The 16,691-nt window shown below is 44.9% G+C and carries 15 protein-coding genes; 11 read left to right on the top strand and 4 right to left on the bottom strand.

Translation table 11 applies throughout. The annotated features are described in order from the left end of the window. Positions 1 to 52 precede the first annotated feature (52 nt). The 5 genes from ACQKMP_RS04260 to ACQKMP_RS04240 all read left to right on the top strand — a co-directional run bounded on the left by ACQKMP_RS04260 (position 53) and on the right by ACQKMP_RS04240 (position 5,029). The gene (locus tag ACQKMP_RS04260) at positions 53 to 901 is read left to right on the top strand and encodes a DUF6612 family protein (RefSeq protein ID WP_427468879.1); all 849 of its coding nucleotides are present in this window, start codon (positions 53 to 55) and stop codon (positions 899 to 901) included. A 299-nt stretch (positions 902 to 1,200) separates the two neighbouring features. Continuing rightward, positions 1,201 to 2,373, top strand: coding sequence for a serine hydrolase domain-containing protein (locus tag ACQKMP_RS04255; RefSeq protein WP_427468878.1), 1,173 nt, complete (start codon positions 1,201 to 1,203; stop codon positions 2,371 to 2,373). Between the two features lie 49 nt (positions 2,374 to 2,422). Next, complete coding sequence (locus ACQKMP_RS04250) at positions 2,423 to 3,244, top strand: ABC transporter permease (protein ID WP_427468877.1); 822 nt, start codon at positions 2,423 to 2,425, stop codon at positions 3,242 to 3,244. After that, on the top strand, positions 3,241 to 4,023 hold the full coding sequence (locus ACQKMP_RS04245; protein WP_042186878.1) for an ABC transporter permease: 783 nt from the start codon (positions 3,241 to 3,243) through the stop codon (positions 4,021 to 4,023). The genes ACQKMP_RS04250 and ACQKMP_RS04245 overlap by 4 nt, the downstream gene beginning before the upstream one ends. A 22-nt stretch (positions 4,024 to 4,045) precedes the next feature. Next, positions 4,046 to 5,029 (top strand): ABC transporter ATP-binding protein, encoded by a 984-nt coding sequence (locus ACQKMP_RS04240; RefSeq protein ID WP_231573419.1) that lies wholly within the window; start codon positions 4,046 to 4,048, stop codon positions 5,027 to 5,029. Between the two features lie 5 nt (positions 5,030 to 5,034). Here the strand turns inward: ACQKMP_RS04240 and ACQKMP_RS04235 are convergent, their stop codons facing one another. Continuing rightward, a complete protein-coding gene (locus tag ACQKMP_RS04235) occupies positions 5,035 to 5,604 on the bottom strand; it encodes a TetR/AcrR family transcriptional regulator (protein WP_042186879.1) in 570 nt (189 codons plus the stop codon). Positions 5,605 to 5,767: 163 nt separating this feature from the next. Between ACQKMP_RS04235 and ACQKMP_RS04230 the strand changes: the two genes are divergently transcribed. Genes ACQKMP_RS04230 through ACQKMP_RS04220 form a run of 3 tightly spaced genes read left to right on the top strand, consistent with a single transcriptional unit; the run spans position 5,768 to position 7,980 of the window. Next, positions 5,768 to 6,706, top strand: coding sequence for a ketopantoate reductase family protein (locus tag ACQKMP_RS04230; RefSeq protein ID WP_042186881.1), 939 nt, complete (start codon positions 5,768 to 5,770; stop codon positions 6,704 to 6,706). 26 nt (positions 6,707 to 6,732) lie between these two features. Continuing rightward, a complete protein-coding gene (locus ACQKMP_RS04225) occupies positions 6,733 to 7,374 on the top strand; it encodes a histidine phosphatase family protein (RefSeq protein WP_042186883.1) in 642 nt (213 codons plus the stop codon). Positions 7,375 to 7,389: 15 nt separating this feature from the next. After that, complete coding sequence (locus tag ACQKMP_RS04220; protein WP_427468876.1) at positions 7,390 to 7,980, top strand: class I SAM-dependent methyltransferase; 591 nt, start codon at positions 7,390 to 7,392, stop codon at positions 7,978 to 7,980. Between the two features lie 70 nt (positions 7,981 to 8,050). On the opposite strand, the gene ACQKMP_RS04215 is transcribed toward ACQKMP_RS04220, so the two are convergent. Together ACQKMP_RS04215 and ACQKMP_RS04210 are read right to left on the bottom strand one after the other, a co-directional pair. Then, the gene (locus ACQKMP_RS04215) at positions 8,051 to 8,146 is read right to left on the bottom strand and encodes a sporulation protein YjcZ (protein ID WP_197069771.1); all 96 of its coding nucleotides are present in this window, start codon (positions 8,144 to 8,146) and stop codon (positions 8,051 to 8,053) included. 111 nt (positions 8,147 to 8,257) lie between these two features. Further along, a complete protein-coding gene (locus ACQKMP_RS04210) occupies positions 8,258 to 9,661 on the bottom strand; it encodes an RsmB/NOP family class I SAM-dependent RNA methyltransferase (RefSeq protein ID WP_042186887.1) in 1,404 nt (467 codons plus the stop codon). A 157-nt stretch (positions 9,662 to 9,818) separates the two neighbouring features. On the opposite strand from ACQKMP_RS04210, the gene ACQKMP_RS04205 reads away from it, so the two are divergent. From ACQKMP_RS04205 to ACQKMP_RS04195, 3 genes are read left to right on the top strand one after another with little or no spacing between them, the layout of a single operon-like run. Beyond that, entirely contained in the window at positions 9,819 to 10,955 is a 1,137-nt protein-coding gene (locus tag ACQKMP_RS04205) for a glycosyltransferase family 4 protein (protein WP_042186889.1), read from the top strand. Between the two features lie 6 nt (positions 10,956 to 10,961). Continuing rightward, a complete protein-coding gene (locus ACQKMP_RS04200) occupies positions 10,962 to 12,272 on the top strand; it encodes a metallophosphoesterase family protein (RefSeq protein ID WP_427468875.1) in 1,311 nt (436 codons plus the stop codon). Further along, entirely contained in the window at positions 12,262 to 15,507 is a 3,246-nt protein-coding gene (locus tag ACQKMP_RS04195; protein ID WP_427468874.1) for an AAA family ATPase, read from the top strand. Before ACQKMP_RS04200 ends, ACQKMP_RS04195 begins: the two co-directional genes overlap by 11 nt. On the opposite strand, the gene ACQKMP_RS04190 is transcribed toward ACQKMP_RS04195, so the two are convergent. Then, entirely contained in the window at positions 15,494 to 16,606 is a 1,113-nt protein-coding gene (locus ACQKMP_RS04190) for a YkvI family membrane protein (RefSeq protein ID WP_042186895.1), read from the bottom strand. The two genes, ACQKMP_RS04195 and ACQKMP_RS04190, sit on opposite strands and share 14 nt — an antisense overlap. Positions 16,607 to 16,691 lie beyond the last annotated feature (85 nt).

The raw sequence follows: 16,691 nt of genomic DNA, 5'->3' as shown, positions 1-16,691 counted from the left end.
ATTTCGACCTATACGGCGTTACATTATCGCAAGGGGCCGAAAGGGGAAGTACATGAACAGTTTTTTCAAAACAATAGGCACTAGTTTGGCAGTAGGTGCTTTATTGCTGTCCGGAACGATCGGATGGATGTCTAATCCTGAAGTCGTGTCTGCCGCTACCACAACAGCAGTAACCGCGGATCAAATGATTAGCAAAGTAACGGCAGCCTCTAAAGCAATAAAGAATTTTCACTTAGATGTGATCAAAAAACAGGATATTCAGAGCGGTGGGGTACGTATCAGCAACACTAACACACTGAAGCTGGATATTAATCGACTGCCGAATTTTGCTGCAGCCGGCACCGTTGATAGTAGTCTTTTAGAAACAACGTACAGTCTATATGCCAATGACAAGGAGTTTTACTATCTTGTAGACGGAAGTGAACTGATCGATGAATCTGAAGATGAAGGTTACGACGATGACGGTGAGCCAATCGATCCTGATGCGCAGTATTGGATTGGACTGGAGAAGATGGAGTGGGATTCTTTTTACTCCAAAGGTCAATACGATCCTGTTTCCATGCTTGATTCGGTAAAAAAATATAAAAAATCTATGAAAGTCAGCACTGCTGGTGCTCAGACAGTCCTGCAATTCACGGTAACCGATCCGACAGCAGCTAAGGGAATAATCAAGCTCTATGACCAGGAGAACCTCTGGGATGGTGAGACAGTTCAACCCAAAAGCGTAACGTGGAAATTATTCGTCAATACTAAGACCTGGCAGACGGAAAAACTGACAGTCGATCTGAGTTATGTGCTGATAAGTGATGGAGAAAAGGATACATACAACACGAAAATCGAAGCTAAGTATTCCAAGAATAACAAAGGTACAACCATTGTAAAGCCCGCCGAACTAGAATAATAAGGTCGTTTTCATATGGAGTAAAAAGCGCTGTTCAGTAGAACAGCGCTTTTTGCTCCATTCATGACAGTAGCCAACAGGAAGTGAGATATGTAAAAAATAAATAAATATAAAATTGACCTACCAATTATTAGGATTTTAGTACATGCTATTTATGTGATTAATAATCTGAATTAATTTAATAGTGTATGAAATATCATGTTGTAACTATTATATTGAAAAGGTATTATAAGTTAGGTTAAATTTACATTTTTGAGAATTGCTATTCTTTTTAATGATTGATAGGGGGAGTGCGAATAATGTTATCATCCACAGAGCTTAGCAAGCTGAACGAAGTGAATTACAGGGAGGACCGATTAGAGGCACTTAATCATTTTTATGAGGATCTCTGTAATAAGAAAGTAGCCGATGGCTATATTTATTCTCTTAGTCGTTATGGAAAAATATTTGCTAATAGAGCGGGGGGGCGCTTCAGTTACGAAGAAGATAGCGGCCAAGAGTTGAAAACGGATACAATATTTCGAATCGCTTCTATTACTAAGCTGTTTACGGCAACAGCGATCTGGCAGCTAGCAGATGATGGTGAAATTTTTATGGGGCAGCCAGTTAGTTCTATTCTTCCGGAGTTTGATGCCGATCCTTTTAAGCCGATTACAATTGCTCATTTACTGACGCATACCTCCGGCATCGCACCTGATCATGGCACTATAAGTGATACCTACTATAAAAGTGCATGGTGGTATATTTATGAATCAGAGCTTGGAAAAGAAAACTGGATTAAAGCTGGACTTTCCTATGGTATTCGTTTTCCGGTAGGGACTCAATGGATGTATTCATCGTTCGGATACGTGGTTCTTGGTGCAATTATCGAGAAAATAACAGGTGTTATTGCAGAAGATTACATAATGGACAACATTGTAAAACCGTTAGGCATGACAGATACTTTCTTTGATATACCGCCTGAGAAAGCTGGTAGGATCGCTATTCGTTCGGAAGAAGCCAAGGAATATCTTCAGAAGCTGCAAAACGGGGAAATTACGGATGAAGAACAAAGGTCTGAGGAAGAAATCAAGACTCCCGGAACGGGTGGGGGAATGTATTCAACCGTTAATGATCTACAAAAGTTCGGAATCATGCTGCTTAACCATGGGGAATACGAAGGTGGTCATATCTTAAGTCGGATGGCTGTTCAGAAAATGACCAAGCGGTTCAATTCTGAAAAACTTCCAAACTACGCATGGGGAGATGGAGGAGCAGATAGACCATACGGTCTTGGGCCAGACCTTCGATATAATGAAAGTACATCTTATTCTGAAGGCACTTTTTTTCATGAAGGATGGGGGTCTTGTTCTTTGGTCGTTGATCCGGTTGAACAGCTGATTGCCGTTTGGTATATCCCTTTTCATAAAAATATATGGGACGGTAGAGCGATTTTCGGTACAAACAATGTGATCTGGTCCGGACTCGAATAAGAATAAGATTATATGTTGTGAGATATCAAAGATAGGCAGGATGTGACTTATGTTTGAGAAGATAAAGCACCGCTTTCGCGTTATGAGAGCGGTTGCTTTTGTTACTTATAAGGAATGGAGTGCGTACAGAACGCATTCGATGGTTTCTATTTTTGTAGGCCCGCTATATTTTTTGGTGCAGTATTACATATGGAGCGCTGTTTATAGTGGAGAATCCTCTATTAACGGGATGTCGCTCTCTCAGATGCTCTCTTATTTTTGTGCCACGATGTTGATCAACTACTTGACCATGGATTTTGCCGATTGGAATTTACAAATGCTCATTCGCACCGGGAAATTCATTACGTTCTCTTTAAGACCAATGAATCATATGTTCTATGCATTGTCTCAGAAGGCAGGGCATAGGGTACTTGGGCTTCTATTTGAATTTATACCCTGTTTTATGATCTTCTTCTTTATTTTTCATATTGATGTTTTACCCGCAAATTTACTATACGCAATGCTATCGATAGCTATGGCATTCATGATGAACTTTTTCATCCATTATAGTATTGGCATGGTCGCATTTTGGATGGTGCAATCCTCCAGTATTCGTAACTTTTTCAGTCTTTGCGAGGGGATATTCTCAGGATCACTGATTCCATTGGTCTTTTTCCCAAAATCCTTACAGCTGGCTTCCTTTTTCTTACCGTTTCAATATACGACCTTTCTGCCTGCAATGGTCTATACAGGTAGCTATACTTTAGCTGATATAACCTTACCTATTCCCCAAGTTTTGTTGTTGCAGCTTGTAGCCGTTATTATTGCCGGAATAGTCTGCCGGGTGCTGTATGCGGTATCGCTTAAGCATTTTACGGGGGTGGGCGCATGAAACGTATGTATCAAATATATAAAACCTGCATGAAGGCGAATATTGCTTCTGCTATCACTTATCGTGTTAATTTTATTCTTAATAGCCTTATCATGCTCATAGGGAATGTGTTGTTTCCCCTAGTAACGGTGTTCATCTATAATTCGAATGCTTCATTTGAAGGATGGACCTTTAAAGAGGCACTATTAATTCAATCTGTGTTCATTTTGTCTACGGCTTGTGCCGGGATTTTTTTTAACGGAATTATGTGGAATACAATGTCTCATGTAGTAGAAGGGACTTTGGAAGTGGTATTAATTAAACCAACCTCGAGCCTTTTTCTGCTGTTGGCCAGATCTTTTGAGTTCGAAAGTATCGGGCTTTTAGGTGGAGGAGTAATCATGTTCGTATACGCACTTAGCGGAATCGATGGGATGACCATCGGCTCTTGGTTCTTGTTCCTGTTGTTGTTTGGCGCAGGGCTGCTTGTTATGTTCGGCGTGGCGCTTATTGTGGCAGCAATTTCCTTCAAATGGGTAGCGAATTCCCGCTTGCCGGAGATGTTTGAGAGCATTAAGTCTTTTGGGCGTTATCCAGGGACGATTTTCCCTAAAGCAGTCGTAGCCGTAAGTTCTTTTCTTTTTCCGGTTTCCATGATTGCTTATTTTCCAGCATCTACTCTGATTGGACGATGGGAAGCCTATTTTTTTATAGCGATTATCCCTTGTGTGTTATTTGCTGCCTTCGGAATTTGGCTCTATACGTACATGCTTCGTAGTTACAAAAGTGCCGGAGGATGAATTTGTATGAAGGAGAATTACATTGGACATTATTACCGTCAAGAATTTAACTAAGCAATATGAAACGTATCACCGTGGACAAGATGCGAAAAGCGTATTTAAAAGTCTGTTTCACCGTGAAAAATCGATTATCACCTCTGTAGAAGATCTTTCGTTCAGTGTTGGAAAAGGAGAGATCATTGGCATTTTGGGCCCAAACGGCGCGGGGAAATCTACGACTATTAAAATGCTGACAGGTGTTCTCTATCCCACATCGGGAGAGATAAATGTTCTAGGATACAACCCTCATAAGCAGAAAAATCAATATGTAAAACAAATCGGAGTACTGTTCGGACAGAAATCGCAGTTAATATGGGACATTCCTCCTTTGGATAGCTTTTATATGAACAAGGAAATTTATGATATTCCTACGAATGACTTTCGTACAAGACTAGATCGATTTGTAAGTATGTTTGAGATTGGTGATATTATCACTAAGCCTACGCGCACCCTTTCACTGGGAGAACGAATGAAATGCGAGTTTATTATGGCAATGCTTCATTCTCCGCCAGTGGTTTTTTTGGATGAGCCGACGATCGGGCTGGATGTTATAGCTAAACAAAGAATCAGAGAATTCATTAAGCAAATGAATCAGGAAGGCACCACATTTATTCTAACGACACATGACTTGGAAGATGTGGAGCGTTTGGTGCAAAGAGTACTAATTATTCATCAAGGTAAAAAAGTATATGACGATAAGTTCTCCGAACTTCGACTTCATCTAGGCGCTAAAAAAGTGGTCAGGCTTTCTGCAGCTACAACGATTGGAGATATTGACCTGCCTGGGACTCTGATATCGGAAAGAATATCGGATTACGAAGTGGAATTAGAGATCGATACCGAGCAGTGTAAAATGGGTGAGTTTCTTCATATTCTTAGCGAAAAGGTAGAGATTCTTGATATATCCATTAAGGAGATCCAAATTGAAAAGATCATCAGCTCCATTTATGAGATGGATATGGGATAACATTGTCAAGCTTGGGAACGGATCATTTGCAGATTCAGATCGAGCATTGACCATAACTTTTCAGTAATTTCTTTTGCAGAGCAAGGATTACTATGGGTAAACCACCATTCAATCACTCCGACAGTTGCCGAACTCAAAAATTGTACGGATATATCCTTACTTAACTTATCTAGGTTTAAATTGTTTTCTAAGAATTGTGTTTTGATTTGATTATTTATCATATCTTGTAATTGGTTTCTAAAGGAGAGCAAAGCTTTGTTTCTTAATAAAGTCTTATAAAAGAGAGCATTCTCCTCCAATTGTTCCAGCGTGCGGAGTAATGACGCCTTAGAGGGATTGGGTTCGGTTTCATCCTCCACAGCGGAGCAGCTTTCGATTAGTTGCTGGAGCTGAGCCGCCAGGCATTTATCCATCAGATCATATTTATCTGCATAATGGGAATAAATCGTTCCGCGGTTTACATCAGCGCGCTCTGCGATTTCGTTAATCGTTATTTTTTCAAAATCTTTTTCAGCCATTAGTTGAATTAATGCATTCATGATGGCTGTTTGGTTTTTTTTAATTCTTCTATCCATGGTAATACTCCCTTTTTATTAAACAATGTATTGTATTTTGTTGAAAAATCAACAAAACCGATCAAACTAACGATTGAACCCTACCGGAGATGTGATAATCTGATTTTATCGAACAGTTGATCGAAATTCAACAAATGTCTAAAAAGGGATAGAGGAGTTGAACATGAAAGTATTAGTTTTTGGAGCGGGAGTTTTAGGCAGCTATCTTGCACATGTCCTGGTGCGTGGGGGAAACGATGTCACAGTGCTTGCCAGAGGGAAGCGTGCAGAGCAATTGACGAAAGATGGTCTTGTACTTCGCCATTATTTTCAATTTAAAAACACTATGGATTCTGTAAAAGTCATCTCAGAGCTTCAACCGGATGATCACTATGATCTTATTTTTGTTGTTATGAAATACAATGATTTTCCAGCCGTATTACCTATTTTAGCTAAAAATCAGAGTCAGAATATAATTCTTGTGGGTAATAATGGCGATGCTCACGAAATGCAAAAGAATCTTCAGGAAATGAGCGATGTAAGAAAAAATATACTCTTTGGATTTCAGCTTAGCGCAGGAATTCGTGAAGCGAGCGGTCGAGTTATCAAAATACACGCAGGTGGGCAAATGGTACTTGGCAGTCTTGACGGTGAGATCCCAATAAAACACTTACTGGAAAAAGCGTTTGAGAACGCTAAGTATAAGCTAACTTATCATGAGGATATGGATGCTTGGCTCAAAAGTCATATCGTGCCTATAGTGGCTTTGAACTCCCTTAATTATCTTCATGACGGGGATTTGAAAAAGGTATCTAAAGATAAGAAGCTATTAAAACAAGCCATTTCAGTAATGGACGAAGGGTTTCAAATGATGGAGAAGCTAGACTATACGATCACTCCAGCAGGTCAAGTAGACTTTATTCGAAAACATAAACAGGGTGTATACTATGGTCTGAAAATAATTCATAAATTACCCTTTATGAAATTTGTAGATGGTTCTTTCAGCGAAATTGCAGCTTTGTTTAATTCGTTTGATAAGTTGAAACAACAAGCAAACATTGCGACGCCCCATTGGGATCAACTTCAAAAACAAGCGATCTCGAAGTTTAATGCAAATGTATAACAATCTTTTTTGGAGGTGTACAACCGATGGCTATATATTTTATACGGCATGGAATAGATGATGAAGGCTATCGTGGGGGTTGGAGTCAACGTGGACTTGTAGTAGAGGGCTATAGACAAGCCGAACGACTTGGTTGTTATCTTAAGGAAAATCAGTCTAGCTTTAACATCACTCGTATCCTTAGCAGTGATTTGCAGCGTGCGTTAGATACAGCAAATGAGATCGCCAGAGCGCTAAGCTTGCCTGTTGAAAGCAGTCAGTCTTGGAGAGAAACGAATAATGGTGTAATCGCTGGAATGCCCCATGAAATTGCAAATGAACGATACCCGGGTCTCTATTTCTCAGAATTAAGAATGGATGAGAGATTTCCAGGAGGAGAAAGTCCGCAGGATTTTTTTACGCGAATTAATATAAGTTTCTCAAAACTATGTAATGAACTGGAGAGTACTGATCCAAAAGAAAATGTAATTGTGGTAACGCATGGTGGCGTAATTAATATTATTTATCATATTTTAAAAGGGCTAACGTGGACCAATAAGAATGCCCATTTCCCGACTTCATATACAAGTATTCATAAAATAGAGTATCAAGCAGATATGTGGGTAGTTACAGCTGAAAATCTTACGGAACATATATCAAGTGATCAGGCTGCTGGTATGTCCAATTGATTGGGAGGTACAAATATGGGATTATTGAATGCACTGATCGATCAAGCCAAGAACCCGAGAGGATTCGTGGGGAATATCATGATCAAGATCATGAACCAGGCACATTCCAGCATAACAGCGTGGGGGCTTAAAAAAATAGAAAAGATGAACAACGCCCCTATTTTGGACATAGGCTGTGGTGGCGGTCAAACTATACATACGCTTGCAAAACATAATAAATATCAGAAAATCTACGGCTTAGATTATTCTCAGCAAGCTGTGGAGACATCCATTCAAAAAAACAATAAGGCTGTTGCCGCAGGTAGGGTGAAGATTAGTCAGGGAGACGTATCGGCTTTACCGTTCAATGATGGATTTATCGGGACGATCACGGCTATTCAGACGCATTATTTCTGGCCCGATCTTGAACATGATATAAGTGAAGTGTATAGGGTGCTGAAGGCAGGCGGAACGTTTGTTATTATTTCTGAGGTCTATAAAATTAATTATCACATGAAACAATATACAAAGAACGAAGAGATAGATCATTTATTTCGGAAAGCTGGCTTTCAAACGGTAAATATTCACGAGAACAACAAATGGAAATGTTATGCTGGAAAGAAATAAAGCGGCCGCACCGCCCCAAAAAGGACGACACAGCCGCTTTAATTTCACCGTCTATTTAGCCGGAATGGTATTAAACGAACAACGAACGGGAAATGATTACGAGCAAGATAAAGAGTACCAAGATCGCACCAGTTGAAGTGAAGGCTCCTCCATGAAATTCACCCATGATATATTCCTCCTTAACGTATGTCTTATTCTCATTGCTACGGCGGGTGTCGCAGCTTTCTGAGATAATGACATCATATGCCAAAGTGGACTGGATGTACTGGTCTATGGCCTATTGCTCGTCAATATGGGCTTTTAAGATGCGAAGTCCTTTAGGAAGATGATTCTTAAGTTGGCCTGCACTTGCTTTGCCCCAACTTATCGGCAATCCATCTAAAGTTACAAGTGTCCATCCATGTAATTCAACCGGCACTGGTAAGCTTTCTCCCCGGAGCCAAGCATGTATTTCCAGCCCCCCACTACTGAGATCAAAACTACGTGTTACTTGTGTGTGCTGAATCGCCATCGCTAGGGCGTGAGCGGGTTCAATCCGATTTTTCTTCAAATGGGCAATATGTAGCCCGGCACGAGGAATACGCAAACCATCCAGCAGCCCAGTATGGAGGTTGCCATTAAAGGATTCAGGCAGTAAATATAGGGATTCTCCGAACAGCAGAGGGACGCCTTGATATGAGAAACCAGGAAGCTCTAACGAAGCCCAGTCTTGGAATAACTGGTACGCATCGCGTACGGAAGAATTAATTTTTGGGTTGTTTTTATTCCGACGTTTACTGGTGCTGCGTTTGGCATCATCATTAACATCGTTTTCGGTGACACTGTGCTTACGTAGGAGTGCAACAAAGTGGCCTTCGCCTTTTTCTAAATGTGGCCAAAGGCGCTTGCAGGTAAGTAGTTCCATATCGGGGTACCGATCCGTCAATCGGGCAATGGTCTCCTCATTCTCTTGACGGTTAAAGGTGCAAGTAGAATAGGCCAGAGTACCCCCAGGCTTAAGCATAAGGTAGGCGTCCTGCAGGATGTCCCATTGTCTCGCCGCACACATAACCACATGGTCAGGAGACCATTCTTGAACGGCATTTGGATCTTTTCGAAACATGCCTTCTCCTGAGCAAGGAGCATCTAGCATAATTCGGTCAAAGGCAAGTGGAAAGCGCGAAGACAGCTGCTCTGGCGTTGCACAGGTTACGAGGGTATTCTTAATGCCTAAACGTTCTACGTTCTCTGCAAGGATTTTTGCGCGCTCTGGATGGATTTCATTAGAAATTAAGAAGCCTTGTCCTTGCATTAAACCAGCGATATGCGTAGTTTTCCCCCCAGGGGCTGCTGCAAGGTCGAGGACGGTTTCACCGGGTTTAGGTGCCAGCAGTTCAGCTGCGGACATTGCGGAAGGCTCCTGAATATAATATAGTCCAGCAGCATGGTAAGGGTGCCTGCCTGGTCGAGCGGGCTCTTCATAATAATAACCATCAGGGCACCATGGGATAGGTTTCAGATCAAACTGTGAGACTGTGCGTTCTACTGCGACTTGACCTGAATCCGAGATACTTTTCAATGGATTAAAGCGAAGCCCTTGCGTTCGTGGTGCTGAATAACTTTCTAGAAAAGCATTTGCCTCTTGCCCCAGCATTTCTTGTATATATGCGGTGTAAGAGGCAGGCAGCTGTTCTTCCTTCATAGATCATTCTCCTTTTTCTTAGTTGCTGTTTCATGTTTATACCGATAAAATCAAGGTATGGGGAACGTAATCGTACCTGAAATTCTACATATACACAACTATATCATAATTGCCAAGTCTTACTGTACGTAAGGCAATTGTAAAGGGGATGTACCATATGAATTTGCTGCAAGCGCTCTTCTTCCCGCCGGAGCAACCCGGTGGTGTATCATCCATGATCCCTTATCTTCAGGAAAGGTTCCGTTCAAGCCGCTGGGAGATGGATTTGTTTTGGTTACCTAAGCGGATTCGCAACAAGGGACATGAAGAAGTCATATTCGAGACCTTTGATTGGACCCAGTTTGGGGAAAGTCAGATCGTTCAGAAATATATTCAGACCTACCGTGATTATCTATGGTGGACTAAACTACGAATGAGCAAGACATATGATCTTATCCATTCCCATCATCCAATTGCTGGTTTAGCAATGAAAAAAGTATTTCCAAATACTCCGTTAATTCAAACCTTACATTCCAGTTATGAGCGAGAGCTGATTCTGAATGGAGCTATTTCTGAAGGTGGGCTGGAACATCAGTTTCTAGTTTCGCTATACCGCGAACTTGAGCATGTTAGTGATCGGTTAATGACTGTGTCGCAAGCTTTTGCAGAGTATGTGGCGCCTTATATTCTAGATCCTTCTAATATAGGAGTAATACCGAATGGTTTTGATGAGAAAAGGTTTAAGCCAGTCCCGCATGACAACGCTGTACCACAGCTAGTGACTGTGACTCGTCTAGTTCCAGCCAAAGGAATTGATACTTTACTCAAGGCCTGTGCTGAGCTTAAAAATCGCGGCCATGAATATGTACTGCATATTATTGGAGATGGACCTTCCCGTGCGGATTTGGAAAACATGGCTAAGCAATTAGGGATTTATAATGAAACGATTTTTTATGGATATACGCTCCATCCGGAAGAATTCATGCCTTTCTTTGATATTTTCGTGCTGCCTTCTCGGGCGGAGGCCTTCGGATCGGTGTTTGCAGAAGCAGCGCTTAGCTGCTTGGCTTTAGTTGGGACGAATGTAGGCGGGATACCGGAGCAGATTGAAGATGGTGTGAATGGCCTGCTCGTCAGTCCTGATGATGAGATTGCTCTTGCTGACGCTTTAGAGAAGGTGATATCTGATCCGGCTTATCGTTATGAGCTTTCTCGTTCGGCTTGGGATAAAGCGAAAAGCTTGTATTCGCTGACTCGTGTCGCTAATGAACTTAAAAAGACATACTTACAGTATCCCTCAGGAACAAAGGGGTGAGCAGCTATGATTCCATTTCGATTTCTACATGCTGCTGACTTACATCTGGATAGCCGATTTGCTGGGCTGGCGCATATTTCGCCAGCCATTCGTTCTTATTTACGTGAGTCGACCTTCGCCGCCCTTGGGCGGCTTGTCCGCGTTGCCATCCAAGAGAATGTTGATTTTATCGTCATCAGTGGAGATGTATACGATGTTTCTGACGCTTCCTTACAGGGTCAACTGCGATTTCAGGAAGCACTCAAGGAACTGAGTCAGCAAGGAATACACGTGTTTCTGATCCATGGCAATCATGATCCACTTGACGGATTGCGTCTGACTACAGAAATGCCCAGGCATGTAACCGTGTTTGGAGGAGAGAAGCCAGATCTCGCTATTGCTTACCGTCGCAAAGATGGTCAAGAAGTGGCTATTGTTAGTGGAATCTCCTATCCGACTGCGAAAGTTACGGACAACACTGCAGTGACCTTTTCTCGAAAGCCTGGCAGCCGTCTGTTTCATATTGCTATGCTGCATGGGAATGTAGACGGTGATTTGCTGCACGAGACGTATTCTCCTTGCAGTCGTAGGGACCTTATCGAACGGGGTTTTGATTATTGGGCACTTGGACATATCCATAAACGTAGTGTATTGCATGAAAAACCGGCGATTATTTACCCGGGCAATATACAAGGACGTAGCATTAAGGAAACCGGACCAAAGGGTTGTTATGTTGTGGATGTTGATGAGGCTGGAAGTGCCACGCCCCATTTTCATGAGCTTGATTATGTTCGCTGGCAGGTAAGGGATCTGTCCATTGAGGGATTGAGTCATGAAGCAGAATGGATACAAAGGGTGGAGCAGGAGATTGACGATATCAGGGAGGAACTCCCGGAGCTGATGTCAGTGGTCAGATTTCGTCTGATTGGACGCGGGGACGTACATAAAGTATTAGCTGAAAAAGGAGCGGTAGAGGATCTGCTGTCTGAACTCCAGCGCCGTGAGGCGGTACGGGCTGAGCGTAAAGATTATAAAGGACTTGTCTGGGTGGAAGGATTCGCTGTAGAATCCGGGTTAGCTATTGATCGTGAACGGTTATTAGAGGAGGATAGCTTTCTTGGAGAAATGCTGAGAATTACAGAGCGTACGGAACATTCAGCAGAAGCGCTTGAAGAATTAATAAACAGTGCGCTTAAGCCGCTCATGGAGAATCAGGAGCTGCGACAGCTGCTCTCGGTGACAAGTCAAGAGGAGAAGTTAAGTTGGCTTCGTAGTGCAGCAGAACAGGGAATCACAATGCTCGGTGGAATGGAGGGTGCTCCAGAAGATGAGAATTGAACATTTGCAGATCCATGGCTTCGGACGTTTGCATAACCGAGAGATTGAACTATCGGAAGGAGTTACTATACTCTATGGACGTAATGAAGCAGGAAAAAGCACGACGTTACAGTTTATTCGCTCCATGCTGTTTGGAATTCCAAGTCGTGGTAACCCTACGGAGAGGTATGAACCTATGCAAGGCGGATTACATGGGGGAATACTGAAGGCACGTGATAGTAATGGTGCCCTGTGGACCATTCGTCGCCATACAGCTGGTGGTGAGGGCTTAGGAAGAAATGAGAAACTGAACATCACGGTTAACCATCCGAATGGAACAACGCAAGAGCTAGGGCAAGCTGAAATGGAGCGTCTTTTGCTTGGTGGTATCTCTCGGAGCATGTTCCATCAATTGTTCGCGGTCTCTCTCGATGAACTGCAGGAGCTTGCTGCGCTTCAATCAGAAGAGATGGGCAGCTTTCTCTTTCACGCGGGTATGGGCGGTGGTGGAACGATCATGCGTGCGGAACGCCGATTGGTACAGGAAGCTGAGAAGCTGTATAAACCTCGGGGCAAGCTGCAGGAAGCTGCTAAAATCGTTCAGGCTATTGAGAAACTAGAGCGTCAGATGGCGGAGAGCCGCTCTTATCTTCCACGTTATAACGGTAATATAGCAGCATTAAAGGTTACGGAATCTGAGCTAGATCAACTGGAACAACAACGTAAGCTTACAGGAGACAAGCTCGTGATGCTTCGCAAAGCTCAGGATGTTCGTGAATTGTGGTTAAAATGGAGCGATGCGCAGCTCGAGCTGCAGGACCTGCCAGAGATTACAACCTTTCCTGAAGATGGAGCGATTCGCTATCAGGCACTTGAAGGTGAAATTCGGAATGCTCAGGGAGCAGTAACTCGTTATGAACGTCTGCAAAGTGAGCTTACGGCTGAGCTGGTGCAGAATCCGCCGGATGCATTGTTAACAGCGCAGGGGCCTGCCCTGGAGCGGCTGGATCGCCATCGGAGCAGCTATGAAAACCTGCGAGCGGAAAGACAGCGGCTAGAAGGTGAATTGACCGCGCTGAATGAGCATTTGCAGCGAATTCTGCGAGGCATTGATGTCAGCTGGAGCGCGGCAGAGCTGACTGCATTTTCGGGTGCAGCGGCGGATCGTGAAGCTGCACGGAGGTTTGCGGCGGCGTTCGCAAGTTATGATCGCCGCATGGAAGCGGAGGGCGCAGCACGGCAGACGCTGCGTTCCCGCTTGGCCGCTGCCTCAGCTTCGCTGCAGGCAGCAGAACGGGCGCTGGCGCGTGAACACGCAACCGGCGCCGAATCATTTGCGCAGCTGGCTCCGCGCAGCGCCCGAGAAGTGCTGCAGCTGTGGGACGAGCTGCAGCAGGCGGCCGAGCGCTGGCGCGAAGCGCAGCTCAGCGAAGGGCCGCAGCGCGGCCCCGGCGCCGGAAGTGACGGCCCTAGCGCGCAGCGCATGGCCGCGCTCTACCGGCGCCTGCTGTGGGCTGGGGCAGCACTAACCGTGCTGCTGCCCACAGCGCTGTGGCTAACCGGTGCTCCGCCGGTCAGCGCAGTGCTCGCGATCGGCCTGCTTGGAGCGGCCGATCTGGCCCTTTGGGCCGGCCTCAGCGGAGCGCGCCGGCCGGAAGCGTCCCCGCCAGTGCATGGCGGGGACGTGGGCACAGCCGCAGCCGAGATGCTGCGGCTGCGGGGGCAGCTGCTCTCCGGGGCGGAGCCGGAGAGCGCCATGCCGGGGCGGCGATCGGCCGCCCCGGGGTCCAGCCCTGACGCAGGCGGGCTGGAAGCCTCCATGAGGGAGCTTCGCAGGCTCATGGAGGCTTGGTCCGCTTGGCGGCAGCGCATTGAACGCTATGCCGCCGAGCGGGATGCCTGCCGCACGGAGCTGGAGACGCTGGCAGGCCAAGAGAAGCTGCTCGCGGAAGAAATGAGCCTGGCAGAGACGGCTTTTACGCAAACTGCTGAGCACTATGAAGAATGGCTGCGTGAGCGCAGATTGCCCGAAGGGTTGTCTCCGGAAGGGCTGCCGGATATCTTCGCTATGGTGGAGCAGGGGAACGAACTGCTGCGCCAAGAGAATAAGCTCTCTTTACGTCTGAAAGAGCTGGAAGATGAGTGTAACGTGTTCGAGGAGGAGCTGCTTGCTCTCATTTATGAATCAGGTACTGATCCTTTAGACGAGTCTGGTGTAGCGGCAACTAGCTTTGATATGGATCCGCACGATGGACAGCGACGATCTGCACTAACTTTACTAAGCTGGCTGGAACTTCGAAAAAGAGCTTGGGATGAACTGAAAAAGGACCTGGTTCGCCGGGAAGGCATTCAGTCACGGTTACAAGAGCTTCTGGAAGAGCTTAAGGAGAGCCATAGGGTATTAGGTGAGTTAAGAGAACAGCGTGACCATCTGTTGGACGAAGGCGGAGCAACAGGCGGGGAGGATTTCTTAAGGAGATCGGCTGCTGTACAGCGGCGTAGTGAGCTGAATAAATCCATTCGCCAGTGGGAGCTAGCCATGTTTGGAGGCTGGGAGGATGAGCGAGTTAACGCCTTGCAGTTATTATTAGATCATCATGATGCTTCAGCACTCCAGAAGGAACGTACGGCAGCTGAAGAGCTAGCTGAACGGGAAGAAGAAATGTGGAACACCCTGCTGGAGCAACGAGGAAAGCTGCTTCAGGAAAGGGAGTATTTGAAAGAGCGTTGTATGGAGGACTCTGTTATTCAGCAATTGGAAGAGCAGAGAGCTGCTCTGCGAATCGTGGCTGATAAGTATGCGGTAGCAGCATTAACTGCTGAATTAATCGGAAGAACCCGCCGTATTTATGAACAGGAGAAGCAACCGCAGGTACTTTTGCTTGCATCTGACTATTTCTCCAAGCTGACCGAAGGGGAATACAAAAGAGTAGTTATGACTCTAGGTCATAAAGAACTAAAAGCGGAACACAAAGATGCTGGACTGCTGGACAGCGGTCTGCTCAGCCGTGGGACGGCAGAACAGTTGTACCTTTCCATCCGCTTGGCACTTGCAGAGACGATGTCTCGGCAAGTATCGTTACCACTGCTGTTCGATGATCTATTCGTCAATTTTGACGAGGCTCGTCTTCATGCTGCGCTTTCACTGCTTGGTGAACTGTCGGTCTCCCGCCAGATTGTGATGATGACCTGTCACAAGCATGTGGCGGAAGCGGCAGCACGAATCATTCCAACAGCAGCAGTTATTTCCGTGTAACTGGTTTTATGGATACAAGGCTGTTCCCTTTTCCACTCGAACCCGATGAGGAATCGCTACGTGGTGGAGTAGACCATGGCGTACGTAGTAGCATGACAGCCCAGACCATCGACAAAGCTCCGAAGATCGGGTAGAACACGGAGAGTAGAGAGCTAAAGCCAAATTGGCTCAGTAAATAACAGACCAACATCAGAATCGGCGTAATCAATGCGGGTTTAACTGGAATTCGTTGTTTAAGCTGCATGGTGACACCATAAATGTCAGCGACAAAAGTGCTAAAGATCTCCAAAAAGATCAGCAACAAATATATAGTTTGTACTACAGTACCCAACCGGATGGCGATGTTGCCCATAGGGATTTCAAATTGGAGAATATCAGGCATCTGGGAGCTCATCGCGAAATGTGCGGCGATCAACATAAAGCCAATTCCGGCACCACCAATAATACCGCCCCAGACAAGAGATTTTTCTTCATCCGTATGTCGAGCCATGGGAACTAATACGGCTTGAGCCATACCTAGATTAAAGGCGGTGTAGAGCAGCGGCGACATCCAAGCGCCAAAGATTGTCCGATCCGTTTCTAGGAATAAGAACCGCTGAGCTCCTGGAATTTGAAAGGTATTAAAAATAATGATGAGTGACAGCGTAAGCATTAATGGGACGATCAGACTGTTCATTTGCAGAATACCGGAAATTCCCCGTTTAAGCAGAAAATAAGAACCAACCAGCGTGAGTATTAGCCCTGTTTGATAATGAAATCCAAGATGCTCTTGAAAAATAGCGCCCGCGCCTGCAAGCATAATACTGTTGACACCGATTAAGATGACCATCGTGAACAAACTGATGGTGCTTCCGACTTGGTCGCCGAAGAGGTGTCGGTTAAAGTCTTCATAAGACTCTGCTTCTATGCGCCGAGCGATGACCATCATTTTCGTACCCAGCCATATAAACAGTATAGTAGAGAGCAGGATGGTCAGGACTGCCCAGTGTCCGTAACGAGTGAAGAATTTTAATATTTCTTGTCCGGTGGCGAATCCGGCTCCTACAATGGTGCCAATGTAAGTGAATGCGATCTGTAATGTTCGGACATGTGATTTCATGGCTCCCCTCCTAATAGTTTTAAGAACAAAAGAAAAATCATAATGTGTGCTATGCAGGATTGCCTTGTGCACTCTGTATAGTACA

Origin of the sequence: Paenibacillus sp. NPDC101420 (assembly GCF_050277435.1) — a bacterium.
GTDB lineage: Bacteria > Bacillota > Bacilli > Paenibacillales > Paenibacillaceae > Paenibacillus_AQ.
This window is presented reverse-complemented; position numbering and strand designations above follow the sequence as displayed.